Below are 26,028 nucleotides of genomic sequence, written 5' to 3'. Positions count from 1 at the left end.
ATTAGAAATAGTATCAGGAGAGCATTTGTCAAAGGGCATTAACAAAGTCCTCCAAAAGCCTTGCAAATAAAGGATTTTTCGCAGTGAGTTCGCCTTGTCCCTTTATCCAGTTTCACACGATATACCCTTGCCCTGACTACTCATAAGGGCAAAAGTGTTGGGAGGAACTTCCTTACGAAGTTCCTCCCAAATGTGGTGTTTTTTATTTTTTATGGAAATTATCCCTCTCTTCTCGACATATTTCCATATGTTTCTGCGGAAATAGACTTGTTTTCTAAAATGGAATCAGGTACAATGACAAAAGAAACATGATGCGCAGAAAAACACATATTTAAAGGAGAGAGTTTCCATGAAAAAGCTTTTGGCGCGTATGCTGGCGGCCGCCCTGATCTTGGGGATGCTCACCGTTAACGCCTGCGCGATAACCCCAGTGGTCTCCTACCCGAATCTGGCGGATTCCCCTTTTGTGCCCGACTATCCGTTGGTGCCTCCTGTCCCTGTCATGCCCGATTCCCCCTTTGCACCTGACTTTTCCCCCAAGCCCGCCCCAGCCTCTGCCATTGAGTCCCCCTTTGTACCAGAGCTGTCCGAATAATATCGGAAAACAAAAAGCCCGCCGGCTTGAACCGGCGGGTTTCTTGTTGTTTTAGTTTTTGGAAATCAATCCAGCCCCTCCATACCGAACAGGTAGTCCGGAAGGACACCGGACAGCTCCACCAGCACTGGGTTCAGGCCGGCGTCCCGTTGGACGGCGGACGGGGTATGGAGGGTGAGCCGGTGGTCCAGAGGACCGGTGGGCAGGGAGAGCACCACGCTGAATGCCAGCTCATCTCCAGGCAGGACTATCATGGAACCTCTGTGGAGGTTCAGGATGTGCCGCACAATAGGGATACCCAGTCCTGCGCCCTGGCCGGGCAGAGGGACATCCTCCCTGGGACCCTCCTGAAAAAAGGCGGATAGCTGTCTTTGAGTGGGGGCGGTCCCGCTGTTGGACAGGGACAGTACTGCGTTCCTCCCCTGACGGCGCAGGCTGAGGACCACACCCCCCTTTTCCCCCGCCGCCTGGGCGGCGTTGGAAATCAGGGACAGCAGCAGCTTTTGCAGCAGCTCCGGGTCTCCGGGAATGAGCAGTCCGCTCACCTTGCTCCGGTACTCCAGCGAGATGCCTGCCTCCTGAAGCAGGTCTCCCGCCGGTTGGATGGTATGGCGGCACAGCCCGTCCAGATCCATGGTCACCGGGCGGAATGGAACGCCCTCTCCAGCGGTCTGCTGAACAAACTCCAGATTGTTGACCAGGCGGAACAGCCGGTGAAAGGTCTTGCCGAAGGCGGCGGCGGATACTGTCCCTCCAGGGACGGTGGCCGGCCCCACCTCTGTCAGAATATCCCCCAGCAGCAGCCGCAGCTCCCCCAGGGCGCCGTCCAGCTGCCAGCTTTTCAGCCCCGGCTGAGGGTCAGGATGGAACAAAATCACATGCCCCGCCTCCCCGGCCTGACAGGTACAGCTGTACAGATAGGAGACGGAACCGGCGGTAAACACGCCGCTTGCGGCTCCCCCCTGTCCAGGCAGGAGGATACCCTCCGGAAGAGAACTGCCAGGCGTCAGCTGCGGAAGATACTGGCGGCCCTTTTCGTTAATGGACAGCACAAGGCCGTCGCATACCCGAATCACCCCTTCGGGAAGGGCGTTCAACAGGGACTGAATGGAATCTAACATAAATACCCCTTTAAAACTGAAGCCTGACCTGCGCCGGCCGCAATTTTATCTTGCTCTAGCATGTGCCTGGCCTGTCTTGGCTATAACCATTTTAGTATATCAAAATTTTCCATTCACTACAATAGAAAAGGTCGAAAAATGTCGAAATATTTGCTTCCCCACCGGCCTTTCAAAGGGGCCCCTTACTCATTGGCAAAATTTCGGGCAAATTTTTGCGGAAAACTATGAAAAAAACCACTAGGAAAATCAGTATGTCCGGGGTATAATATACCACGCTACCAATACTGCGGACCGCCGCAGGTAAATTGATAAAAAAGGAGTAATTCACATGAGCATCAAAGTTGGCATCAATGGTTTTGGCCGCATCGGCCGCATGGTGTTCCGCGCCAGCCTGAATCACCCCGAGATTGAGATCGTTGGCATCAACGACCTGTGCCCCGCCGACTACCTGGCTTATATGCTGAAGTACGACACAATGCATGGCAAGTGCGAGGCCGAGGTGGGCCACACTGAGAACGCCATCATTGTCAATGGCAAGGAGATTCCCATCTACGCCGAGCGTGACCCCAAGAACATCCCCTGGGGCAAGCTGGAGGCTGAGTATGTTGTGGAGTCCACCGGTCTGTTCCTGACCCAGGAGAAGTCCCAGGCCCACATCGACGCCGGCGCCAAGAAGGTTGTCATGTCTGCCCCCTCCAAGGACGCCACTCCCATGTTCGTGTGCGGCGTGAACCTGGACGCCTACACCCCCGACATGACCTTCGTGTCCAACGCCTCCTGCACCACCAACTGCCTGGCTCCCATTGCCAAGGTCCTGAACGACAAGTTTGGCATCAAGGACGGCCTGATGACCACCGTGCACTCCGTCACCGCCACCCAGAAGACCGTTGACGGCCCCTCCCTGAAGGACTGGCGCGGCGGCCGTGCCGCCACCGGCAACATCATCCCCTCCTCCACCGGCGCCGCCAAGGCCGTGGGCAAGGTCATCCCCGCCCTGAACGGCAAGCTGACCGGTATGTCCATGCGTGTTCCCACCCTGGACGTGTCCGTGGTGGACCTGACTGTCAACCTGGAGAAGCCCGCCAAGTACGACGAGATCTGCGCCGCCATGAAGGAGGCCTCCGAGGGCGAGCTGAAGGGCATCCTGGGCTACACCGACGAGGACGTGGTCTCCTCCGACTTCCTGGGCGACGCCCGCACCTCCATCTTCGATGCCAAGGCCGGTATCGCCCTGACCGATACCTTTGTCAAGGTCGTGTCCTGGTACGACAACGAGTGGGGTTATTCCAACAAGGTGCTGGAGCTCATTAAGCACATGTACTCTGTTGACCACAAGTAATTCAAACCTTTTCAGGAGTGGATTTGTACTTTTTTCACTGATTTATCAGTAAGGGAAAATTCACTGGTGGATGTTAACTGTGTTTAGTGGAGTAACTGTTCTTACTGTCTGCTAACTTGTGTATCCCCTGTTAAGCAAGAAAAATACGCTTCTTTTCGATTGATGCAAGTCACGAAAGGAAGCGTATTTTTATGCTCTGCCCAGTAGTCCACCAAGACAGAAATTAGAAGTAGCGCAAGAAGTGAAAACGTAGTAAAGTATCCTTGGGTGATAACGATTTACCCGCCTAAAAACCTTGGCGCAGATTATACAGAGGAAGCAATAAAGGGAACGGGGAACGGGTAGCGGGCAAACGCGCCCGCAAAGCCGCTTTATATGAAAATCTTTCAAAAGCACTTGCTTTCCTGTCCGGTCTCCATTATAATGGCCTATCGCAATACAGCTGGGCCAATCATTCACACCCGGCTTTTTCAGTTGAATTTTGTTGAATCAGAAGGAGAACGCTCATGAAATCCTATCAAGAGATGTCTAAAGAAGAATTACAGGTCCTGTACGGCACTTTGACAAAATCCTATTCTCAGCTGCAAGCCAAGGGGCTCAAGCTGAACATGGCCCGGGGCAAGCCGGGGGCTGACCAGCTGGAGCTGTCCGCTCCCATGCTGGATACCCTCAATTCTCAAAGCAGCTGCGTCACGGAAAGCGGCGTGGACTGCCGCAACTACGGGGAGCTGCTGGGCATTCCGGAGGCCCGGAAGCTCTTTGGGGACTATATGGGCATCAGCCCCGAGGAGACCATTGTGGTGGGCTCCGCCTCCCTCACCTTTATGTACGACTGCATGGCCCGGGCTATGCTGCTGGGCGTGCCGGGGGGCAGCAAGCCCTGGTGTAAATACGACAAGGTGAAGTTCCTGTGTCCCGTTCCCGGCTACGACCGGCATTTTACCATCTGCGAGTCTTTGGGCATTGAGATGATTAACATCCCCCTCACCGAGTGGGGCCCGGACATGGACCTGGTGGAAAAGCTGGTCTCTGACGACGAGACCGTCAAGGGCATCTGGTGCGTGCCCAAGTACACCAACCCCTTGGGCGGCTCCTACTCTGACGAGGCGGTGCGCCGTCTGGCCGCCCTCAAGCCCGCTGCCAAAGACTTCCGTATCTTCTGGGACAACGCCTACGCTGTCCACTACGTCTACGAGGATACCCCTGTCCTTAACATTTTGGAGGAGTGTAAAAAGGCGGGCAATGCCGACATGGTGTATATGTTCGGCTCCACCTCTAAAATTTCCTTCCCCGGGGCAGGAGTGGCCTTTTTCGGAGCCTCCAAGGCCAATGTGGACTTCACCGCCAAACAGCTCAATGCCCAGGCCATCAGCTGGGATAAGCTGAACATGCTGCGTCATGTGCGTTATTTTAAGGATGTGGCCGGCATCAAGGCTCAGATGGACAAACACGCTGCCATCCTCCGGCCCAAGTTCGACGCGGTGCTGGAGGCCCTGGAGCAGGAGCTGAGCGGCACCGGGGCGGGTTCCTGGGTCAAACCCCAGGGGGGCTATTTTATCACCTATATGGCCATGCCTGGCTGTGCCAAGCGGATTGTCTCCCTGTGTAAGGAGGCGGGCGTAATCCTCACCGACGCCGGGGCCACCCACCCCTACCACAAGGACCCGGAGGACAGCTACATCCGCCTGGCTCCCTCCTTCCCCGCCCCCGCTGAGCTGGCCCAGGCTATGGAGGTCTTCTGCGCCGCCGCCAAGCTGGCCGCTGTGGAAAAGCTGCTGGGATAACCGCCCTTTACCGCCACTGCCGCCGCAGCATGTCGATATCCTCGTTCTTTTTCAGCAGTACCCCCAGGTAGGGGACCTCCTTTACAACACGGCTTACGTCCACCCCGCCGTGCTGGAGGGCCTGTATCCAGTCGACAATCTCGCTGGTGGAGGGCTTTTTCTTGATCTGGGGCAGATTGCGGATCTTATAAAAGGCCTCCAGCACCTGGGTGAGCAGCCGTTTGTCAATATCCGGAAAGTGGACCCGGACAATCTCCGCCATCAGCTCCTTGTCCGGGAACTCGATATAGTGGAAGACGCACCGGCGCAGAAAGGCGTCAGGCAGCTCCTTTTCCGCGTTGGAGGTTATAATCACCACCGGCCTGTGGTTGGCCTTGACAGTCCGCCCCGTCTCGGGGATGTGGAACTCCATCCGGTCCAGCTCCCACAGCAGGTCGTTGGGAAACTCCAGGTCTGCCTTGTCAATCTCGTCAATAAGGAGGATCACCTGTTCGCCGCTGGTAAAGGCCTCCCCCAGCTTGCCCAGCTTGACGTACTTCTCAATATCGTCCACCCCCTGGCCGCCGAACTGGCTGTCGTACAGCCGCTGGACCACGTCGTAGACATACAGCCCGTCCTGGGCCTTGGTGGTGGATTTGATGTTCCAGATGATGAGCTTTTTGTTCAATGCCTGAGCAATAGCCTCGGCCAGCATGGTCTTGCCTGTGCCCGGCTCGCCTTTGATGAGCAGGGGCTTTTGCAGCACCATGGCGATATTGGCCGCCCGGAGCAGCTCCTCTGAGGCCACATAGTTTTCACTGCCTTTAAATTCCTTCATATTCTTCCGTTCCTCCTTGCGTGTTCTGCCCTTATTATACTACGCTTTTTCTCCCAAGGGAAGTGGGAGCTTTCATGTCCCATTTAAGAAAAGTGCTGCCAACTATAACAAGCTTCAAAGTTGCTGACACCATAGCTGTAGGGGCGGCTTGTGGCCGCCTCTGCAAGTGACAGCAATTCTGACGATTGCTACAAAAATCCCGGCAATTTTATGAAAGCCCATTGAACGGCACTGGTAATTCACCTATGGCAGATTGAAATAAAACATTGGCTGTGATATAATCAGAGCGGCAAATCGGGATTGTAGGAGGTCAAACAGTGGCATTTGCAATTTATTATGAGGCAACTAGAAAAGAGCCTTTGACAGAACAAGAGAGAACCATCAGCAAAGAAATCTCGAAGAAGTATTGCTCTGAATATCCTTTTAAGCAAAAAGTTGAGGATTTTGGCATATATGAGAATTCAAAAGAGCAGGATGATATTATTTTCAGCGGCTCTACAAAACTCCCAAGGAACAGCCCCAAAACACTATTCGAGGCAGCAAACTACTGGTTGAAATGTCTTACCGAAATAACGCATCTTTTGACAAATGCTGCATGGAATGTAACATTTGATGATGTGGACTTAATATTTGACTTGGATGAGGGCTGGCGGTTTCCTACAGGCGAAGAATATGAAAAGCAAAAATAAATTAAAAAATTCGCAAAAGGGACAGACCCTTTTCCATATGAAGGCACAAAAAACGCTGAGGCCGGAAGGTCTCAGCGTTTTTCATTATCCCAGCCGGGGAGCCTCAAAGATGATCGGCAGGCCGCAGCAGCTCACTCTGCCAAACTTGACCTCCACGTCCTCTCCTCCGGCCAGATTGGCATACCGCCCGTCCGGAGCAGATACCGCCACTGGGGCCTGGCCGCCCTTCAGGGCAAAGATGCCAATCAACTGCCGCTCCTTTCCCTGGTGAACGGCGTACAGGATATCCCCGTTCAGGGCACGGACATGGTAGGAGCTGTCGGTCAGCAGGGGATTTTGTTTCAGCTTATAGAGCCTTTGCATCTGTTCTGACCGGTCGGGGCCGGAGGACCAGTCCACCGGGTCCTTGTCGAACAGACTGGGCAGATGGCCGCAGCTCACCTCCTGTCCGCCGTAGAGCATCGTCATCCCCTTTTGGAAGTAGAGCAGCGCCGTCCAGTTTGTCAGGGCCGTTTCATCCGGAATCAAAAACCTGGCCCGCAGCTGGTCGTGGTTTTCCAAAAAGCGGAGCTTGACATAGTTATCCGGATAGATGAACTCCTGCCGGCTGACGCACCGGGCATACCCCTCCAGAGGGAGCTTCCCCTCCAGATAATCCCGGTATTCCCCATAAATATCGTAGTCGTAGCAGGCGTCAAAGGCCTGGAATATCTCCGAATCGGACAGGGCGGAAAGGCCCTCCGCCCGCACATGGGTGATAAACTCCGGCTCCACCGACTCGCTGAGCCAGAAGCAGCCGGGGCGGACCTTCTCCACCTCAGCCCTGGCCCTCAGCCAGAAGTCCAGCGGCACCAGCGGGGCCACATCACACCGGAAGCCGTCCACTATAGAGGCCCAGTATTTCAGGGTATCGATCTGATAGTCCCACAGCTCCGGGTTGGAGTAGTCCAGGTCCACCACGTCGGACCAGTCGCCGATATGGTTGCCCAGGCTGCCGTCCGCCTTGTGATAGAACCATTCCGGGTGATTGTTCACCAGCCAGGAGTCGGGGGAGGTGTGGTTATACACCACGTCAATGATACACTTCATGCCCAGGCGGTGGATATCCTCCACCAGCCGCCGGAAGTCCTCCAGCGCACCGTACTCTGGGTTGACTGCCCGGTAGTCGGAGATGGCGTAGGGGCAGCCCAGCGTGCCCTTATGGGCCTTGGCCCCAATGGGATGGATTGGCATCAGCCATATGATATCCACACCAAGGGCTCTGATCCGCTCCAGGTCCCGGCGGACGGCTTCAAAGGTTCCCTCCTTGCTGTGATTGCGGACATATACCGAGTACATGACCTGATTGCGGTATGCCTTTGCGGTATTTCTTGCCATGGAAGAATCTACCTCCTCATTTTTTGGTCTTTGAGGGCTTGGGCAGGCGCTGATATACCCGCATCTCCCGGTGCAGGCGGCGGGAGAGCTTTTCGTCGTAGGTGCCGGGCAGGGTCCGCCACTTCCAGTTGTTCCCCAGGGTGGAGGGGGTATTCATCCTGGCCTGGCCGCCCAGGCCCAGCAGGTCCTGGAACTGCATGATGGCCAGGTTGGCGGGGGAGGCCCAGGCCGAGCGCATCATCCCCCAGTGGTAGCCCTCCCGTCTGGACAGGCGCAGGTATGCCTTGGCGTAGGCCACATCCTCCTTCAGGGCGGTGGCCATCCAGCCCTGGATGGTGTCGTTGTCGTGGGTGCCGGTGTAGACCACGCAGTGGGCGGGGTAGCTGTGGGGCAGATAGCCGTTGTCCGTGTCCCGGCTGTCAAAGGCCAGCTCCAGCACCTTCATGCCGGGGTAACCCGAGTCCTTGAGCAGCTTTTTCACCGTGGGAGTGAGAAAACCCAGGTCCTCGGCGATAATGTCCTTTTTGCCCAGGGTTTTGTTTACAGTTTTGAAAAAATCAATGCCTGGGCCCGGCTTCCACTTGCCGTTGTGGGCGGTCTCATCTCCGTAGGGGACGGCAAAGTACTCGTCAAAGCCCCGGAAGTGGTCAATGCGCAGGGTGTCGTACAGCTGGAACTGGAAGGAGATGCGCCGCAGCCACCAGGCGTAGCCGTCCTCCTTCATCTTTTCCCAGTTGAACAGGGGGTTGCCCCACAACTGGCCGCTGGCGGAAAAGCCGTCCGGAGGACAGCCGGCCACCTCGGTGGGCAGACCGTTCTCATCCAGCTGGAACTGGGAGCGGTTGGCCCATACGTCGGCGCTGTCCAGCGCCACATAGATGGGCAAATCGCCAATGATGGAGATCCCCTTTTGGTTGGCGTACTCCTTTAGATCCCACCACTGTGCAAAAAACAGGCGCTGTACATACTCCCAAAAGGCAATCTCCTCCCTGAGCTCCTTTCGGGCGTCCGCCACTGCCTCAGGCCGGCGCAGGCGGATATCCTCGGGCCACTCCAGCCAGGAGGCCCCGCCGTGCTTGTATTTCAGGGCCATGAACAGGGCATAATCCTCCAGCCAGTCCTCCGGCCAGATTGTGCCGCGCAGTTCAAATTTGTCCCCCCGGCTCAGCCGGGAACAGGCCAGGCGCAGAACGTCAAACCGGTTTTGGTAGAGGGCCCGGTAGTCCACCTGCTCCGGGTCGCTCCCCCAGTCCAGGTTTTGATACTCCCCGGGCTCTAAAAGGCCCCACTGCGCCAAGGTGTCCAGGTCGATCAAGTAGGGGTTGCCAGCGAAGGAGGAAAAGGACTGATAGGGGGAGTCGCCGTAGCTGGTGGGGCCCACGGGGAGCAGCTGCCAGCAGCTCTGGCCGCCGGCGGCCAAAAAATCCACGAATTTTCGCGCCTCCGCCCCCAGCGTGCCGATCCCATAGGGGGAGGGCAGCGAGGAGACAGGCATCAAAATTCCCGCTTTTCTCACATATGTTCTCCTTTTCTGTTTCAAAAATAGTCAAAGCCACCGAAAGAATCCTCGATTCTTTTGAACTGTGGTGACTAGAAAGGGCCGCCACAGGGCGGCCCTTGGGTTCAGGAAAGCCGAGCCACGCTCTCCCCCTCAATCAGCTGGAAGGGGACCAGCTCGTGTACGGGGTGGCTGTTGAGGACAATCCCCCGCAGCAGGGCCTCCACCCCCCGCTCAGCCAGCTGTTGGGTATCCTGCCTGACTGTGGTCAGCCGGGGGAGGAAGTACTGGCCGGCGGTAATCCCGTCGTAGCCCACCACCGAGATATCCCTGGGCACCTGTTTGCCCATGTCCTGGAGGGCCCGGATGGCGCCCATGGCCATCACATCACTGATGGCGAAGATGGCGGTCAGGCCGGGGCACCGCTCCAGCAGCACCCTGGTGGCCGCGTAGGCCTCAGGCATGGAGTAGCGGCAGGGCTCGCACTGGCGGTCCTCGTCAAAGGGGAGCCCCAGCCGCTGGCAGGCGTCCCGGCATCCGACAAGGCGGCGGTAGCCAATCTGGGTGCCGGACCAGCTTCCGCCCAGCAGCCCGATATTCCGGTGCCCCTGACCGGCCAGCAGCCGCACCACCTCCGCTGCCGCCTGGACGTCGTCGGTGGTAAAGGAGGACAGGTTTTTAAACCCCAGCTCCCGGGCCGTGTTGGTCAGCAGCACGCAGGGAACGGTGATGGGGGAAAAGCCCTCCCGAAACAGCTCCGGGTCGCCGCCCAGAAAGATGATCCCCCGAGGGCGGCGCTCCCGGTTGAGCTGAAGGGCGTAGGCCACCTCGTTGGCGTCCTCGTCCAGGTAGTAGACGGCGGCATCCTGCCCCGCGTCCCGCAGCCGCGCCTGGATCTTCTCTACCAAATCGGCAAAGAGCATGTTCATAGTGCCCTTGACCACAATGGCAATGCTGCTGGCGGCCTGCTGCTTTAAATGCTTGGCATTGTTGTTGGGCTGAAAGCCCTGCTCCTCCACCACAGCCAGCACGCGGCGGCGTGTCTCCTCGCTGACGTCTGGGTGGTCGTTGAGCACCCGGGACACAGTGGCCACACCGCATCCGGACAGCCGGGCAATATCCTTGATGGTCACCTTGTATCCCTTCTCTCTTATTGCAGCTGGGGTAATTTTAGCACACCCGGGACGGGAATTCAAGCCGGGTTACCCCATTAACCCGGAAATCAATTCTGGCGCTGTAGGGCGCGCCGCCCGCAAAAGCTGCCAGCCAGCGGCGGGCCGAGCCGTCCCGCCCTGCAAATACGGCGGAATGTTCTGAAAATTGATTTCGTGCCTCATTGCCTGGGCCTCAGCCCTTCACCGCGCCGGCGGCCACGCCCTTGATGATGTGCTTCTGGCAGGTGAGGTAGAATACGATCACCGGGATGATGGACAGCAGGATCAGGGCCATGGTGGCGCCCAGGTCCACAGTGCCATAGCTTCCCTTCAGATACTGGATGTGGATGGGAATGGTGCGGTACTCGTTGATGTCCAGCACCAGGTAGGGCAGCAGATAGTCGTTCCACACCCACATGATCTCCAGAATGCCCACAGAGATCATGGTGGGCTTGAGCATGGGCAGTACCACAGAGAAGTAGGTGCGCAGGGGTCCGCAGCCATCAATGGCGGCGGCCTCCTCAATCTCCAGGGGGATTGATTTGACAAAGCCCACGAACATGAAGATGGCCAAACCCGCGCCAAAGCCCAGGTAGACAATGGGGATAGTCCAGGGGGTGTTCAGCTTCAGCTTGTCAGCCGTTTTGGACAGGGTGAACATGACCATCTGGAAGGGGATAACCATGGAGAACACGCACAGGAAGTACAGTATTTTGCAGAACATGGAGTTCACCCGGGCAATGTACCACGCGGCCATGGAGGTAAACAGCAAAATCAGGAAGGCGGACAGCAGAGTGATAACCACGCTGTAGCACACCGACTTGATAAAGGGGTAGTTGCCAAAGGTCATGCCCTTGATAAAGTTGTCAAACCCGGCATACATCTCGCCGGTAGGCAGGGCAAAGGTATCGGTTTTGACATAGGTATTCAGCTTGAAGGAGTTGATAACCACCATCAGCACAGGGATCACGTAAATCACGCAGATTACGCCCAGGATGATGGACAGCGTGTTTTTCCGGCGCTGCTCGGAGGAGAGACTCTTTTTGTTCATTACTGCTGTACCTCCTTGTTGCGGGTGTAGGCAAGCTGAGCCAGGCCCAGACCGGCCACCAGGACGAAGAAGACAACCGCCTTGGCCTGCGCGATACCCTGAGAGGCGGCTCCGGTGCCGTTAAAGGTGTTGAAGATGTTCAGGGCCAGCATCTCGGTGGTCTTGATGGTGGTGCCGCCGGGCTGGATGATGAAGGGCTGGCCGGCGGTAAGGGCCAGATTCTGGTCAAAGAGCTTAAAGCCGTTGGTCAAAGACAGAAACACGCAGATGGTGATGGAGGGCATTACATTGGGGATGGTGATTTTGAACAGGGTCTGCCAGCGGGTGGCGCCGTCAATGCGGGCGGCCTCCAGCATCTCACCGGGGACATTTTGCAGTCCGGCGATATAAATAATCATCATATAGCCGACCTGCTGCCAGCACATCAGGATAATCAGACCCCAGAAGCCGAACTTGCTGTCCATCAGGATAGAGGTGGACCACCGGCTGAGGATGCCGTCAAAGATCATGGACCAGATGTAGCCCAGCACAATGCCGCCGATCAGGTTGGGCATGAAGAACACCGTGCGGTATAGATTGCTGCCCTTGATGCCCTGGGTCAGAACGCAGGCCACGGTAAAGGCCAGCACATTGATGAAAATCAGGGACACAATGGCGAACAGGGCGGTGTACCAAAAGGCATGGAGGAAGGATTCGTCCTGAAAGGCCTTGACATAGTTGCTCAGGCCGATAAACTGGGCGTTGGAGACGGTTTTGAACTGGCACATAGACAGCCAGATGCCCTGGAGGAAGGGCCAGACAAAGCCGATTACAAAGGCGGCGACCACAGGTCCCAGAAACAGCGGGCTCCACAGCCGGGTGGCGCGCTGGATGGAGTTGCTGTTGGATATCTTTTTCGGTTTCAAAGTATCAACTCCCTTTCATTTTACAGCACCCTTCAACATTGCCGCCAGTCGCCGCCCCGGGCGGCCCGCTGCCAGCAATTTTGACGTTTGCTACAGGGGGCGAACATCATCCGTCCTCTGGCGGAGCCTGCGGATGAACAATGTTCGCCTCCATGGCGGATCAGGCAGAAAGGGGCGGGCGATGATGCCCGCCCCTTCACAGAGTTTGCGTTACCGTGAATATCAGCCGTTGGCGTTCTGGTACTGAACAGCCCAGCCGTCCACAAAGGCGATGCGGAACTGCTCCCAGTTGGCATCGGACTGGTCGGCGTTGTACTGGTTCAGCGCGGACACCATGGCGGCCCGGTAGTCGTCCACGTTGGGCTGGAAGTTGGTAGCGGCGTTCATGCTGTAGCAGCCCTCGGCGGAGTACTTCTCAGCGGCGGCCAGGAAGGCGTTGGTGGACTGGGCAGCCTGCTTGTAGGGCATAACGCCAAAGGTGTCAACCAGCAAGCGGCTGGCCTCGGGGTCGGTGACGCACCACATCATAAAGTCCATGGTGGCCTGCTGGTCGGCCTCAGAGGCCTTGGAGTTGATGGCCCAGTAGTTTTCGGTGCCCACGTTCAAGCCGGCCTTCTCCTCGCCGGCCACGCCGCAGTAGTAGGGGATCATGGTAGCGTTGGGCACGGCGTCGGCCACGCCGCTCTCACCGCTGTAGGCCCAGGAGCCGTTGACATAGAAGGCGGCCTTGCCGGTGCGGAACTCGTTGAGGGGGTCATGGCCGCCCACGGACAGCTCCTTGGGGTCGGTCAGGCTGTTGTTGATGCACAGGTCGTAGAGGTTCTTGAAGTTATCCAGATACTTGCCGGTGATGCTGGGCGGGCACTCGGTCCAGACCTCGCCCTCCTGCTCATAGTAGTACTCCAGGTTGGCCATGTGGCCGGTGAAGCGCCAGGAGGAGGAGCCGTCCATATCAGAGGAGGAGAAGGCGTCAAAGCCCAGCTCGCCGGCCCGGGCGTGGATGTCCTCCACCACGGCCTTCAGGGTGTCAAAGTTCTTAATCTCGTCCACAGAGTGGCCGGCCTGCTCCAGCAGATCGGGGTTGACAATGATGCCGTAGCACTCATAGCAGTAGCTGATGGACACCAGGCGGCCGGCGTCGTCATACAGGGTGTACTCATCGGTGGTCAGCTCACCGGCAATGGAGGTGCCGGTCAGGTCCATGGCGTAGTCCTTCCACTGCTTCACGGCCTCCTGGTTGCCGATAACAAACAGGGTGGGGGCGTTGGTCTTATCCATCTCAGCGTTCAGGGTCTGGTTGTAAGTACCGGAGGCGGCGGTGACGACCTTGACAGGTACGCCGGTCTCTTCGGTGTACATCTTGGCCACCTGCTGCAAGGTGTCGTCAGATTCCGGCTTGAAGTTCAGCCAATAGACAGAGCCGGTGCTGGAGTCGCCCCCTTTGGATTCGCCGCCGCCACCGCCGCCGCAGCCGGCCAGCAGAGACAGGGCCATTGCCGCACACAGGGCCATGCTCAGGAGTTTTCTGCTTCTTTTCATTTTATTGTCCTCCTAAAATAAAATTTTCCCCGACATCAGAAACGATACCGGAAACTTTACCGGAAACGTTACCAATCTGGTTGTCATTATCATAGCAACATCTTCCGCCAAATGCAAGGAAAAAATTGCGCTCCAGGCAAAGATTGGAGAGATGCAAAAAAATCCTCGCCCCATTTTGTAGAATATTCCCAATCCCCGATACCTCCAGGACAGCATAGCTACACAGAAATCAATGTTCAGAAACTCCAGCCTCATTTGCCGGGCGGGACGGCTCAGCCCGCCGATGGCTGGAAGCTTCCCCAACGGCGGGCCGGGGTCGTCGCACCCTGCAGCGCCGAAATCGCTGACACCGGACTGTAGGGGCGGCCTGTGGCCGCCCCAGCCCAGATTGTCAAAAAAGCCTCCCTCTTGGGAGGTGGCACGGCGAAGCCGTGACGGAGGGAGTTTGCGCCCGAAAAAGCTATAAAAATTGCCGTTTAACTCCCTCAGTCACCGCCTGCGGCAGTGACTGCTCCCTCATAGAGGGAGCCTATAAGGGCTAAGCACAAGTTTTTTGACGCGTTGCGGGCGGCCAAAGGCCGCCCCTACAGATCGCGGTAAATTCTGATAATTGCTATAGTTTTGGTGTAATTGTCAAAAATTTACTTTCAAAATTGTGTAATTAGCAGAATCTGTTTTATCCTCCAAATCTCTTCTTGACTTCTTTGCCCGGAAAAGTTATCATGATTCCAAATTCATGTTGGAATGTTACCGGTTCGCCGGGCTTGACCAACTCTGTCTGAGCTTACCCGCGCACAGGTGCGGGAATATCAAGGCGGGGTTGGTTTGTTTTTTAGGGGGCAGAGGGCTTGCGTGTTAAAAAAGTAATCAACAACAACATCCTCTGCGTGGTGGACGACAAGGGCAGCGAGATGATCGTCACCGGCAAGGGGCTGGGCTTTAAGCGTAAAATCGGCGAGCGGGTGGACCCGGCCCTGTTTGAGAAAACCTACCACATGGAAAGCAAGGCGGAGCAGCGCAAGCTGCGGGAGCTGTGCGCCCAGATCCCCCTGGAGCACCTGAGGCTGACTCAGGACCTGATTGAGTATATAAAAGGTCAGCTTTCCACGCCGCTGAACGAGTCTTTGCTCATCACCCTGGCCGACCATATCAGCTTTGCCCTCAAGCGCAAGGAGGAGGGCATTGAGTTCACCAACCCCCTCCAAGGGGCCATTATGAGCTACTACCCCACCGAGTATCACCTGGGCCAGCACTGCCTGAGGGTAATCCAGAAGGAAACTCAGGTGGACCTGAACCCCAGCGAGGCCGCGTTTATCGCAATGCACATTGTCAACGCGGAGCTGAACACCAGCATGACCGTGATGTATGACATCACCAAGCTGATCGAGGGCACGCTGGAGGTGGTGGAGTATTTCTACCAAAAAACCTTTGACCGGGAATCGCTGGATTTCAACCGCTTTGTAGTCCATCTGCGCTACTTTGCCCAGCGGCTGTTTCAGGCCGCCCCCCAGCAGTGTGACGAGTACGACGCGGACTTTCAGGAGATGATTATCCGCAGCTGCAAACAGCACTACAAATGCGCCCGGCACATTGGGGAGTATATTCACAGCGCATACCAGAAAGAAGTTTCTGATGCGGAACTGATTTATCTGACCATCCACCTGAAACGGATCAATTTAAGCAGCAAATAGACGGGATCGTGACCTTAAGCGGGCGAAACCCATACAACGCGTACCGGCATCCTCCGGCATGCGTCGTATGGGTTTTTATAGTTTCAGCCATACTGCAACAAAAGGAGGAACATTTTATGAAGGACAAAATCTTTGGCGTATTGCAGCGGGTGGGCCGCTCGTTTATGCTGCCCATTGCCCTGCTGCCCGTGGCCGGATTGCTGCTGGGTATTGGCAGCTCGTTCACCAACCAGACCATGCTGGAGGCCTACGGCCTCACCGGCGTCATCTACGAGGGCAGCGTGGCCTACACCATCCTGGACATTATGAACCAGTGCGGCAGCGCCGTGTTCAACAACCTGGCCCTGCTCTTCGCCATGGGCGTGGCAATCGGCATGGCCAAAAAGGAAAAGGAGGTGGCCGCCCTGTCCGGCGCTATCGCCTACCTGGTGATGAACACCGCCATCTCCGCCATGATTACCTCCCGGGGCGGCGTGGAGGCCATGGCGGCCAACTCCACCACCTCCACCCTGGGCATCACCACCCTGCAAATGGGTGTGTTCGGCGGCATCATTGTGGGCCTGGGGGTAGCCGCCCTCCACAACCGCTTCTATAAGATCCAGCTGCCTCAGGTGCTCTCCTTCTTCGGCGGCACCCGCTTTGTCCCTATCGTCTGCACCGCCGTCTTCGTGGTGGTGGGCATTGCTATGTTCTTTATCTGGCCCGTAGTTCAGATGGGCATTGCCGCCCTGGGCAATCTGGTCATCCAGTCCGGATACGCCGGCACCTGGATCTATGGCATCCTGGAGCGGGCCCTCATCCCCTTCGGCCTGCACCACGTGTTCTATATGCCCTTCTGGCAGACCGCCGTGGGCGGAACCGCTATTGTGGACGGCGTGACCATCCAGGGCGCTCAGAACATCTTCTTCGCCGAGCTGGCCTCCAAGTCCACGGAAGTCTTCTCCGTCTCCGCCACCCGGTTTATGGCGGGTAAGTTCCCCTTTATGATCCTGGGCCTGCCCGGTGCGGCGCTGGCCATGTATAAAACCGCCAAGCCCGAAAAGCGGAAGGTGGCGGGGGGACTGCTCATCTCCGCCGCCCTCACCGCCATGCTCACCGGTATCACTGAGCCGCTGGAGTTCACCTTCCTGTTCGTGGCCCCTCTGATGTACGCTGTCCACTGCGTCTATGCCGGCCTGTCCTACATGCTGATGCACATTTTCAACGTGGGCGTGGGCATGACCTTCTCCGGCGGCATTATCGACCTGACCCTGTTCGGCATTCTCCAGGGCAATGACAAGACCCACTGGATCTGGGTGCCCATTGTGGGTGCGGTGTATTTTGTGCTGTATTATTTCACCTTCTATTTTATGATTACTAAAATGAACCTGAAAACTCCGGGCCGGGAGGATGACGGGGAGGAGACCAAGCTCTTCACCCGCTCCGACTTCAAGGCCAAGACCGGTGTGGGCCCGGACGGCTCCTCCCCGGCAGGCGGCCTGTCTGACCCTGTCTCCGCGCTGATTCTCCAGGGCCTGGGCGGCAAGGCCAACCTGTCTGATGTGGACTGCTGCGCCACCCGCCTGCGGGTCACCGTCATTGACGCCTCCAAGGTCTCCGACGCCATGCTCAAGCAGTCCGGAGCCTCCGGAGTGATCCATAAGGGCAACGGCGTCCAGGTGGTGTACGGCCCCCAGGTGGCGGTAATCAAATCCAACCTGGTGGACTTTATGGACTCCCCCGAGTCTGACCATCTGGACGATATCTCCACCTCCGCTCCTGCGGCCGCACCGGCCAAGGCCCCCGCAGAGAAAAAACAGGACACGCTGATGTCCGCCCATATGAGCGGTACTGTGGTCCCCATGGACCAGGTCCAGGACGAGGCCTTCGCAACCTGTGTACTGGGGGAAGGTGTGGCCATTGAGCCCTCTGAGGGCAAGCTGTTCGCCCCCGCCGACGCTGTGGTGGATAACCTGTTCGACACCCACCACGCCATTGGCCTGGTCACCGGCGAGGGTGTGGAGCTGCTGCTCCATATCGGCATCAACACCGTGGAACTGGGCGGCAAGCACTTTAAGGCCCATGTCGCCGTAGATCAGAAGGTGAAAAAGGGCGACCTGCTCATCTCCTTCGACATTGACGCCATCAAGGCGGCGGGCTACCTGTGTACCACCCCCATGATCGTCTGCAACACCGACGACTATCAGAGCGTCACCCCCAAAGCTCAGGGCCAGATCCAGGCGGGCGCCCCTCTGCTGGAGATAAAAGGCTGATCAGATTGCCCCCCCAAATTAGCGGCCCCCACAAATTATCCGCGGGGGCTGGCCCCTTTGTCAGGATTTTTGGCATTTGTTATAGATTATCTCTTTAGAAGTTCTTAGCATGTCGGTATAGCCCGTATTTTCGGACTATACCGGCATTTTATAGCAAACTTAAAAACTGACGGCACCGGAACTGTAGGGGCAGCCTATGGCCGCCCGCCTGTCACAGACAGAGCCATTTGTTTCTGCGGGCGGCCACAAGCCGCCTTTACAATCGGTCTTCTCTTTCAATAATGGGTGCAGATATTGGAATGTTATACAATAGAACGGCATTTTCGGGGATAAAGAAATGGCAGCGCGGCGTTCCAGATTTATATTTCCCGGGAAAATTCCGCCCGGAAAATGTGTTTTTTAGAAAATAAGCGTTGCAATTCATAAGAAATTATGGGAAAATACTCTCATAACACCGTGCCCAGGGCCGGAAGGAGGGACATGGGATGATCCGTACTATCATTGCGGAGGATGACTTGCAGTGCTGCGCCAAGCTGGAACAATTCCTCCGGGATTACGGCCAGGAGACGGGCCGCACCTTTCAGATCACCCGCTACGATAACGGCGAGGACCTGATTGAGCACTACAAGCCGGAGTATGACCTGCTCCTGCTGGACGTGGACATGCCCTTTGTGGACGGAATGACGGCGGCGGCCCACATCCGGAAAAGTGACCCCGCGGTGGTTATCATCTTTGTGACCAACCTGGCCCAGTACGCCATCCAGGGCTACTCCGTCAACGCCCTGGACTACATTCTCAAGCCGCTGAACTACTTTTCCTTTTCCCAGCGGCTTACCCGGTGCCTGCGCTACATCCGCAAACGGGAGGACGCCTATATCACCGTGGCGGTAAAGGGGGGCGCTTTGAAGCTGGATATTGGGGATATCTGCTATATTGAGCGTTTGGGGCATCAGCTGATGTTTCATACCCGGGACGGCATCTACGCCTCCTCCTCCACCCTCCAGCAGATGGAGGAGGCCCTTGCGGACAAGGGCTTTTTGCGGTGCAACAAGGGCTATCTGGTCAACCTGGCCCATGTGCGCGGGGTGCAGGACGGCTGCGCCGTGGTTCAGGGGGACAAGCTGCTCATCAGCCGGGACCGCCGGGCCGCCTTTTTAAACGCCCTGGCCGATTATGTGGGAGGGATGCGAACATGAATCAGGTCTACCTCTCCGACATTCCCAGGCTGTTTACCGCCCTTGCCGAGTGGTGCGCCTGTCTGGTCTTTATCCGCAGACGCCCCCTGCGCGTCACCGGTCCCCGGCTGTGGGCCATGCTGGGCCTGGGGCTGGCGGTCCAGTGCCTGTTTCTCTGCCTGACTGACGGCCTGCCCATCCCTTTGTGGCTGCCCTGTATGATGGCGGCGGTGGGACTGATGTTTTTTCTCATTGCCGCATGCTGCAATATCCCCCTGACCAGTGCGGGCTACTTTACCGCCTGTGCCTTTCTCACCGCAGAGTTTGCCGCCTCGCTGGAGTGGCAGCTGTACTCCTACACCCGGCACAGGCTGGATATTCAGGAGGGGACATGGTCCGCAATTTTGCTGTCTCTGGCCTTTCTGGCGGCGGTCTATCTCGGCGTGTTCCAGATCATACGCCGGCTGACCGGCCTGCGGGAGGACCCGCCCTCCGCCCTGGTCTTCCGGGCGGGGGAGCTGTGTCCCCCGGTGGTCATCAGTGCGGCCTGCTTTCTTATGAGCAACCTGTCCTTTGTCTACTCCAACACCCCTTTCAGCAGCTCCGCCATTGAGAGCATCTACAACATCCGCACCCTGATGGACCTGGCCGGGGTGGCTATGCTGTACGCCTACCATGTGCAGCGGTGTGAGCTGTATATGCAGCGGGAGCTGGACGCCATCCAGAACATCCTGCAAAACCAGTACATCCAGTATAAGCAATCCCGGGAGAGCATCGATGTGGTCAACCGGAAGTACCACGACCTGAAGCATCAGATCGCCGTACTCCGGGCGGAGCAGGACCCCCAGCGGCGGCTGGACTTTCTGGACGGGATGGAGGAGGAGATCCGCACCTATGAGGCCCAGAACAAGACGGGCAACTCGGTGCTGGACACCGTACTCACCGGCAAAAGCCTGTACTGCGCCCGCCACGGCATTGAGCTGACCTGCGTGGCCGACGGGGCCCGGCTGGAGTTTATGGATGTGATGGACATCTGCTCCATCTTCGGCAACATTCTGGACAACGCCATTGAATATGAGCTGACCATCCAGGACAAAAAGAAGCGGCTGATCCATCTGGCGGTATATACCCGAAAGGACTTTCTGGTCATCCAGTGCGAGAACTACTGCGAGGAACATCTGGAATTTCAGGACGGCCTGCCCGTCTCCACCAAGGACGACGGCGCTTACCACGGCTTCGGCATCAAATCCATCCGCTACACCGCGGATAAATACGGCGGCACCATGACCATCCACAACCGGAACGGCTGGTTTGAAATGAATATTGTGGTCCCCATCCCGGTTGTTTGAATCGTCAAACGGCCGGGATGTTTTTTGTGCAGAACATCCATATCCAAAAACAGTTTGCGCAGAAAAGCCAGCAGTTTGCGCTCCTTATATGCTGCGCGCCCTCCTATGTGATACAATCTGGAGCTGTAAGAAATCCGGGGCCCTCCGGCCACCGGAACAAGGAAAAAGGAGAGGTTCAACATGATGAAACTGCTTGCCAATCTGCTGTCCCCCATTGTTACCTCCATGGGTGTCAGCTACGCCGATCTGCAATCCTATCTGGAGATGTGCAGCGGCTATGTCTACGCCATCCTGGCCGCCCTGGTGGTTATGATTGTGGTCCTGATTGCCGCCGGCAAGGCGAAAAAGGGCGTACGCGGCCTGATCCGTTGCAACGCGGTGATTGCTATGATCGCCGTTGCAGCCATCTGCGTCAACTTAATCTGCTTCGGCCCCATGTACACCAACGTCTCTGGCGCCCTCAACGCCGCCAAGGTCAACCTGTCCGCTGAAACGGTAAACTCCAGCAAGGCGGCCATTCAAAAGGTGGGCGAGGAGGGCCTGGTTCTGGTGAAGAACAACGGCCTGCTCCCCCTGTCCGGCGGCGGCAGCCTGAACGTCTTCGGCTGGGGCTCCACCAATCCCATCTTCGGCGGCACCGGCTCCGGCTCCTCCGACGCCTCCACCGCCGTGGGTATCCTCCAGTCTTTGAAGGACGCCGGCTTTACCACCAACGAGGAGCTGACCAAGCTCTATACTGACTACCGCTCTGACCGTCCTGTTATCGACATGCACTCCCAGGACTGGACCCTCCCCGAGCCCACCGCCGATGCCTACACCGACGCCGTCATGAGTCAGGCCAAGGGCTTTTCCGACACCGCCGTGATTGTCATCTCCCGCTCCGGCGGCGAGAACGCCGACCTGCCCACCGACATGTACGCCCTGATTCACGGCACCTATAACATTGACACTCAGGTGTCCTACGCCCCCGACAACTACGACTACTTCAAGGGCACCTATACCAACAACGGCAGCTATGACGACTTTGAGCAGGGCGAGCACTACCTGGAGCTGTCCGTCACCGAGGAGAACATGGTGGAAAAAGTGTGCTCTGAGTTTGACAACGTGGTAGTGGTCATCAACGCCAACAATGCCATGGAGTTGGGCTGGGTGGACCAGTACCCCTCCATTGGCGCGGTGATTTTGGCCCCCGGCGCCGGCAACACCGGCTTTGCCGGCCTGGGCAAGATCATCTCCGGCGAGGTTAACCCCTCCGGCCGGACGGCGGACACCTATGTGAAGGATCTGACAAAGACCCCCACCTGGAACAACTTCGGCAACTTCGCTTTCAACAACGTGGATGATCTGCGCCGCCAGATGGTGGAAAACGACGGCGCCTATCAGGGCGTGGTGTCCTTTGTCAACTATGTGGAGGGTATCTACGTGGGCTACAAGTTTTATGAGACCGCCGCCCAGGAGGGCCTGATTAACTACGACGACTATGTCCAGTATCCCTTTGGCTTTGGTCTGAGCTACACCACCTTTACTCAGGAAATCACCAGCTTTGACGCCAGCGGCGACACTGTCTCCCTGGACGTGAAGGTGACCAACACCGGCTCTGCCGCCGGCAAGGAGGTTGTGGAGGTCTACTTTGAGCCCCCCTACACCGACGGCGGCATTGAGAAGGCCAGCGTCAACCTGATTCAGTTCGGCAAGACCCAGATTCTGGAGCCCAACGCCATTGAAACCATCCACTTCGATATTCCCAAGGAGGACTTTGCCGCCTATGACGACGGGATCAAGGTGAATGGCGGCGGCTACATCCTGGAGGCCGGGGACTATACCCTGTCCATCCGCTCCAGCTCCCACACCGTACTGGATGCGGCTACCTTTACCGAGAGCGCCGACATTGACTACAGCTCCGGCAGGCCCAGCGATCTGATCCCCGCCGTCAACCGGTTCCAGGACTACGCCCGGGGCGACTTTGTCCAGCTCTCCCGCGCCGGCGGCTTTGCTAACTACGACCAGGCCACCGCTGCCCCCGCCTCCTCCGCCTACGCCATGAGCGCCGAGACCCGCTCCGCCGTGGAGAAGAACCTGTTTGGCTACTACGACCCCACCGCCCTGGATAACCCCAACGATCAGATGCCCACCCTGGGGGCAGACAACGGCCTGAAGCTCATTGATCTCACTGGCAAGGACTATGACGATCCCCAGTGGGAGCAGCTGCTGGATCAGCTCACCTTTGAGGACATGGTCACCATGATTAACATTGGCGGCTGGCAGACCGCGGCGGTAGACTCCGTAGGCAAGATCGCCACCTCCGACTGCGACGGCCCTGCCGGACTGTCCAACTTTATCACCGGGGCCTACGGCACCGCCTACCCCTCCGAGGTCCTGATGGCCCAGACCTGGAACAAGGAGCTGATTTATGACATGGGCGTGGCCATGGGCCAGGAGTACGCCGAGGCCAGCAACTACGGCTGGTATGGCCCCGCCATGAACACCCACCGCTCCGCCTTTGCCGGACGCAACTTTGAATACTTCTCTGAGGACGGCGTGCTGGCCGGCTATCTGGCCGCCGCTGAGATCAACGGCGCGGCCACCAAGGGCATCTACCCCTACATCAAGCACTTCGCCCTCAACGACCAGGAGACCAACCGCTGCGCCGTCCTGCTCACCTACGCCTCTGAGCAGGCCATCCGGGAGATCTACCTCAAGCCCTTCGAACGCTGCGTCAAGGACTACACCGGCAAGTGTATCGCCGCCATGTCCTCCTTCAACTTCATTGGCACCCAGCCCTCCTGCTCCAACCCCGACTTGCTCAACACCGTCCTGCGGGACGAGTGGGGCTTTGTGGGCATGGTGGAGAGCGACTACAACGGCTCTTACGGCTACATGATCTCCGACCACTGTGTCCGCACCGGTAACGACCTGATGCTGGCCTTTGGTCAGGCCGAGTCCAACAAGTTCACCGACCAGAGCGCCACCGCTGTAATCAACATGAGACAGTCCTGCAAGAACATCCTGTATACCATTGGCAACAGCGGCTACTATGCCAACGGCGATCCTACCGGCGGCATGGACAACATGACCAAGACCTTCCTCATGGCCGATATCGGCATTGGAGTGGTCCTGGCAGCCGCCGAGGTCCTTCTGATTCTCAACTACCGCAAAAAGAAGCAGTAAGCATCCAAACAGCAGCACAATGACCGTCCGCCCCCTTCTCCACCCCGGGGGAGGGGGAGGGGGAGGGGCTCCAACAGGAGGGATTTGAATTGAAACATCAAGATGTCATCCGGAACATGACGCTGGAGGAAAAGTGTTACCTCCTCTCCGGCAAGGACTTTTGGCAGACCCGCAGCATAGAGCGGTTAGGGGTGCACAGCATGACGTTGTCCGACGGCCCCCACGGGGTGCGCAAGCAGGCGGGGGCGGGGGATCAGCTGGGGCTGAACCCCTCTCTGCCCGCCACCTGCTTTCCCACCGCCGCCACCATTGCCAACTCCTGGGACCCGGCCCTGGGGGAGACGATTGGTGAGTATCTGGGGGAGGAGGCCGCCTCCCAGGGGGTTGGCGTTCTGCTGGGTCCGGGGCTGAACATCAAACGCAGTCCCCTGTGCGGCAGAAACTTTGAATATTTCTCCGAGGACCCCTATCTGGCCGGAAAGATGGCCGCCGGTTACATCCGGGGCATCCAGAAAAAGGGGGTGTCCGCCTGTCCCAAACACTTCGCTGTCAACTCCCAGGAGCTGCGGCGGATGGCCTCCAACTCCGTTCTGGACGAGCGGACCCTGCGGGAGATTTACCTCACCGGCTTTGAGATCGCCGTTAAAGAGGGCAAGGCCAGGTCTATCATGTCCTCCTACAATGAGATCAACGGAGTTTACGCCAACGAAAACTATCACCTCTTGCAGGAAATCCTCCGGGACGAATGGGGCTTTGACGGCTTCGTCGTCTCCGACTGGGGCGCCTCCAACGATCACGTGGAGGGCGTCCGGGCGGGTTCCCACCTGGAGATGCCCACCACCGGCGGCGACTCCGACCTGGAGCTGGTTCAGGCCGTCAGGGAGGGAAAAATCAGCGAAGAAATCATCAACCAGCGGGTGGATGAAATGCTGGATGTAATTCTGCCTGTCACCAAGGCGGTCGCCCCCCTGGAGGGCAAGCCCTTTGACCTGGACGCCCACCACAAAATGGCGGCCAAGGCGGCGGGGGAATCCATTGTCCTGCTGAAAAACGAGGGGAACATCCTTCCGCTGAAAAAGGGCGCCAAAGTGGCCGTAATCGGCGAGTTTGCCAAAAACGCCCGGTATCAGGGGGCAGGCTCCTCGGTGGTCAACCCCACAAAGCTGGACCACACCATGGACGTGATTGGCGATTTCGACCTGGAGCTGGCCGGTTTTGAGCCGGGCTATCCCCGCAGCGGCAAGGGCGACCCCGCCATGCAGGCCAGGGCGGTGGAGCTGGCAAAAAAAGCGGATACCGTCCTGCTCTACCTGGGCCTGGACGAGATCAGCGAGAGCGAGGGTCTGGACCGCCCCCACATGAAGCTGCCCCAGAGCCAGATCGACCTGCTGGAAGCTGTGGCCGCCGTCAATCCCAAGGTGGTGGCAGTGATGTCCGCCGGTTCCGCTGTGGAAATGCCCTGGCTGGACAAGTGCAGAGCCCTGATTCACGGCTACCTCTGCGGTCAGGCGGGGGCCAGCGCCATGCTCCAGGCCATTCTGGGGGAAATCAACCCCTCCGGCAAGCTGGCCGAGAGCTATCCCATTCAATACAAGGATGTGTCCTCCGCCCCCTACTTCCCCGCCAAGCAGCGCACTGCCGAGTATCGGGAAGGTCTGTATGTGGGCTACCGCTACTTCGAGACGGCCAACATCCCTGTTCTGTTTCCCTTCGGCTTCGGCCTGAGCTACACCACCTTTGAGTACAGCGACCTGAAGGTCACTGACAAGGAAGCAGTCTTCACCCTCACCAACACCGGGAAGATGGACGGCGCGGAGGTGGCTCAGCTCTATATCTCCAAGCCGTCCGGTGAGGTGTTCCGGCCTGCGAAGGAGCTGAAGGGCTTTGCCAAGGTGCTGCTCAAGGCGGGGGAGCGCAAAACGGTCACCATCCCCCTGGACGACAAGGCGTTCCGGTATTTCAACGTCAAGACCGGCCAGTTTGAGGTGGAGGGCGGAGAATATCATATTTTGATTGGAGCCTCCGCAGCGGACATCAAGCTGTCCGGCAGTGTGACCGTGGCTGGGACCGGCGCCCCCAATCCCTACGCCGGCAAGGGGCTGTCCAGCTACTACGGCGGCGCTGTCAGAGCCGTCCCTGATGGGGAATTTGAACAGCTGCTGGGCAGCCCCATCCCCGACGGAAGCTGGAGCGGCACCCTCACCATGAACGACGCCCTGTGCCAGATGTATTACGCCAAAAGCGGCCTGGCCCGGCTGGTCTATAAGATTCTGACCCATTTCCTCAACAAGAGCATGGAAAAGGGCAAGCCCAATCTGAACCTGATGTTCAATTACAACATGCCCTTCCGGGGCATTGCCAAGATGACTGGCGGCATATGCACCATGGAGATGGCCGAGGGCATCCTCATCATTGTCAACGGACATTTCTTCAAGGGGTTTGGACAGATTATCGGCGGCTTCTTCCGGGCCGGTCAAAAGCGCAAAGCCGCCGCTGAAATCAAGTGAAGGGGGAGGTTGGAACT

18 protein-coding genes are annotated in these 26,028 nt (G+C 57.8%); 10 read left to right on the top strand and 8 right to left on the bottom strand.

Annotated features, from left to right (window positions below):
- Positions 1–349 precede the first annotated feature (349 nt).
- Positions 350–595: a hypothetical protein gene (locus NFS22_RS09660; RefSeq protein WP_251317567.1), complete on the top strand. Its 246-nt coding sequence runs from the start codon at positions 350–352 to the stop codon at positions 593–595.
- Positions 596–660: 65 nt separating this feature from the next.
- Here the strand turns inward: NFS22_RS09660 and NFS22_RS09655 are convergent, their stop codons facing one another.
- Positions 661–1,716 (bottom strand): sensor histidine kinase, encoded by a 1,056-nt coding sequence (locus NFS22_RS09655; RefSeq protein WP_251317566.1) that lies wholly within the window; start codon positions 1,714–1,716, stop codon positions 661–663.
- A gap of 328 nt (positions 1,717–2,044) precedes the next feature.
- On the opposite strand from NFS22_RS09655, the gene gap reads away from it, so the two are divergent.
- Positions 2,045–3,055 (top strand): type I glyceraldehyde-3-phosphate dehydrogenase, encoded by a 1,011-nt coding sequence (gap, locus tag NFS22_RS09650; RefSeq protein WP_251317565.1) that lies wholly within the window; start codon positions 2,045–2,047, stop codon positions 3,053–3,055.
- Between the two features lie 506 nt (positions 3,056–3,561).
- Entirely contained in the window at positions 3,562–4,839 is a 1,278-nt protein-coding gene (locus tag NFS22_RS09645; protein WP_251317564.1) for an aspartate aminotransferase type Ic, read from the top strand.
- Positions 4,840–4,846: 7 nt separating this feature from the next.
- On the opposite strand, the gene NFS22_RS09640 is transcribed toward NFS22_RS09645, so the two are convergent.
- Entirely contained in the window at positions 4,847–5,656 is an 810-nt protein-coding gene (locus NFS22_RS09640; protein ID WP_251317563.1) for an AAA family ATPase, read from the bottom strand.
- A gap of 317 nt (positions 5,657–5,973) precedes the next feature.
- On the opposite strand from NFS22_RS09640, the gene NFS22_RS09635 reads away from it, so the two are divergent.
- Positions 5,974–6,345, top strand: a complete 372-nt coding sequence (locus NFS22_RS09635) for a hypothetical protein (protein WP_251317562.1) — start codon at positions 5,974–5,976, stop codon at positions 6,343–6,345.
- Positions 6,346–6,429: 84 nt separating this feature from the next.
- On the opposite strand, the gene NFS22_RS09630 is transcribed toward NFS22_RS09635, so the two are convergent.
- The 6 genes from NFS22_RS09630 to NFS22_RS09605 form a co-directional block, all read right to left on the bottom strand.
- Entirely contained in the window at positions 6,430–7,722 is a 1,293-nt protein-coding gene (locus NFS22_RS09630) for an alpha-amylase family glycosyl hydrolase (RefSeq protein ID WP_251317561.1), read from the bottom strand.
- Positions 7,723–7,738: 16 nt separating this feature from the next.
- Positions 7,739–9,238 (bottom strand): 4-alpha-glucanotransferase, encoded by a 1,500-nt coding sequence (malQ, locus tag NFS22_RS09625; protein WP_251317560.1) that lies wholly within the window; start codon positions 9,236–9,238, stop codon positions 7,739–7,741.
- Between the two features lie 107 nt (positions 9,239–9,345).
- Entirely contained in the window at positions 9,346–10,353 is a 1,008-nt protein-coding gene (locus NFS22_RS09620; RefSeq protein WP_251317559.1) for a LacI family DNA-binding transcriptional regulator, read from the bottom strand.
- A gap of 214 nt (positions 10,354–10,567) precedes the next feature.
- Positions 10,568–11,425, bottom strand: a complete 858-nt coding sequence (locus tag NFS22_RS09615; RefSeq protein WP_251317558.1) for a carbohydrate ABC transporter permease — start codon at positions 11,423–11,425, stop codon at positions 10,568–10,570.
- Positions 11,425–12,297: a carbohydrate ABC transporter permease gene (locus NFS22_RS09610; RefSeq protein WP_251317619.1), complete on the bottom strand. Its 873-nt coding sequence runs from the start codon at positions 12,295–12,297 to the stop codon at positions 11,425–11,427. The genes NFS22_RS09615 and NFS22_RS09610 overlap by 1 nt, the downstream gene beginning before the upstream one ends.
- A 255-nt stretch (positions 12,298–12,552) precedes the next feature.
- Positions 12,553–13,869: an ABC transporter substrate-binding protein gene (locus NFS22_RS09605; RefSeq protein ID WP_251317557.1), complete on the bottom strand. Its 1,317-nt coding sequence runs from the start codon at positions 13,867–13,869 to the stop codon at positions 12,553–12,555.
- Positions 13,870–14,717: 848 nt separating this feature from the next.
- Between NFS22_RS09605 and licT the strand changes: the two genes are divergently transcribed.
- From licT to NFS22_RS09575, 6 genes are all read left to right on the top strand, one after another.
- Positions 14,718–15,560 (top strand): BglG family transcription antiterminator LicT, encoded by an 843-nt coding sequence (licT, locus tag NFS22_RS09600; protein ID WP_251317556.1) that lies wholly within the window; start codon positions 14,718–14,720, stop codon positions 15,558–15,560.
- Between the two features lie 116 nt (positions 15,561–15,676).
- Positions 15,677–17,812: a PTS sugar transporter subunit IIABC gene (locus tag NFS22_RS09595; protein WP_251317555.1), complete on the top strand. Its 2,136-nt coding sequence runs from the start codon at positions 15,677–15,679 to the stop codon at positions 17,810–17,812.
- Between the two features lie 485 nt (positions 17,813–18,297).
- Positions 18,298–19,008, top strand: a complete 711-nt coding sequence (locus NFS22_RS09590; RefSeq protein ID WP_251317554.1) for a LytR/AlgR family response regulator transcription factor — start codon at positions 18,298–18,300, stop codon at positions 19,006–19,008.
- Positions 19,005–20,336 (top strand): ATP-binding protein, encoded by a 1,332-nt coding sequence (locus NFS22_RS09585; protein ID WP_251317553.1) that lies wholly within the window; start codon positions 19,005–19,007, stop codon positions 20,334–20,336. Before NFS22_RS09590 ends, NFS22_RS09585 begins: the two co-directional genes overlap by 4 nt.
- Positions 20,337–20,516: 180 nt before the next feature.
- Positions 20,517–23,504: a glycoside hydrolase family 3 N-terminal domain-containing protein gene (locus NFS22_RS09580; protein WP_251317552.1), complete on the top strand. Its 2,988-nt coding sequence runs from the start codon at positions 20,517–20,519 to the stop codon at positions 23,502–23,504.
- A gap of 89 nt (positions 23,505–23,593) precedes the next feature.
- Positions 23,594–26,011: a glycoside hydrolase family 3 C-terminal domain-containing protein gene (locus tag NFS22_RS09575; protein WP_251317551.1), complete on the top strand. Its 2,418-nt coding sequence runs from the start codon at positions 23,594–23,596 to the stop codon at positions 26,009–26,011.
- Positions 26,012–26,028: the final 17 nt, after the last annotated feature.

It is taken from the genome of Flintibacter muris, from assembly GCF_943192995.1.
GTDB classification, from domain to species: Bacteria; Bacillota; Clostridia; order Oscillospirales; family Oscillospiraceae; genus Lawsonibacter; species Lawsonibacter muris.
Note: the sequence above shows the minus strand (reverse complement) of the source record. Positions and strands in the feature narration are given on the sequence as shown.

What these genes read in the sequence shown, in the direction of transcription:
- NFS22_RS09660 (WP_251317567.1), top strand. Translation starts at nt 350, where the DNA reads ATGAAAAAGCTTTTGGCGCGTATGCTGGCGGCCGCCCTGATCTTGGGG.
- NFS22_RS09655 (WP_251317566.1), bottom strand. Translation starts at nt 1,716, where the DNA reads ATGTTAGATTCCATTCAGTCCCTGTTGAACGCCCTTCCCGAAGGGGTG.
- gap (WP_251317565.1), top strand. Translation starts at nt 2,045, where the DNA reads ATGAGCATCAAAGTTGGCATCAATGGTTTTGGCCGCATCGGCCGCATG.
- NFS22_RS09645 (WP_251317564.1), top strand. Translation starts at nt 3,562, where the DNA reads ATGAAATCCTATCAAGAGATGTCTAAAGAAGAATTACAGGTCCTGTAC.
- NFS22_RS09640 (WP_251317563.1), bottom strand. Translation starts at nt 5,656, where the DNA reads ATGAAGGAATTTAAAGGCAGTGAAAACTATGTGGCCTCAGAGGAGCTG.
- NFS22_RS09630 (WP_251317561.1), bottom strand. Translation starts at nt 7,722, where the DNA reads ATGGCAAGAAATACCGCAAAGGCATACCGCAATCAGGTCATGTACTCG.
- NFS22_RS09615 (WP_251317558.1), bottom strand. Translation starts at nt 11,425, where the DNA reads ATGAACAAAAAGAGTCTCTCCTCCGAGCAGCGCCGGAAAAACACGCTG.
- NFS22_RS09605 (WP_251317557.1), bottom strand. Translation starts at nt 13,869, where the DNA reads ATGAAAAGAAGCAGAAAACTCCTGAGCATGGCCCTGTGTGCGGCAATG.
- NFS22_RS09595 (WP_251317555.1), top strand. Translation starts at nt 15,677, where the DNA reads ATGAAGGACAAAATCTTTGGCGTATTGCAGCGGGTGGGCCGCTCGTTT.
- NFS22_RS09590 (WP_251317554.1), top strand. Translation starts at nt 18,298, where the DNA reads ATGATCCGTACTATCATTGCGGAGGATGACTTGCAGTGCTGCGCCAAG.
- NFS22_RS09585 (WP_251317553.1), top strand. Translation starts at nt 19,005, where the DNA reads ATGAATCAGGTCTACCTCTCCGACATTCCCAGGCTGTTTACCGCCCTT.
- NFS22_RS09580 (WP_251317552.1), top strand. Translation starts at nt 20,517, where the DNA reads ATGATGAAACTGCTTGCCAATCTGCTGTCCCCCATTGTTACCTCCATG.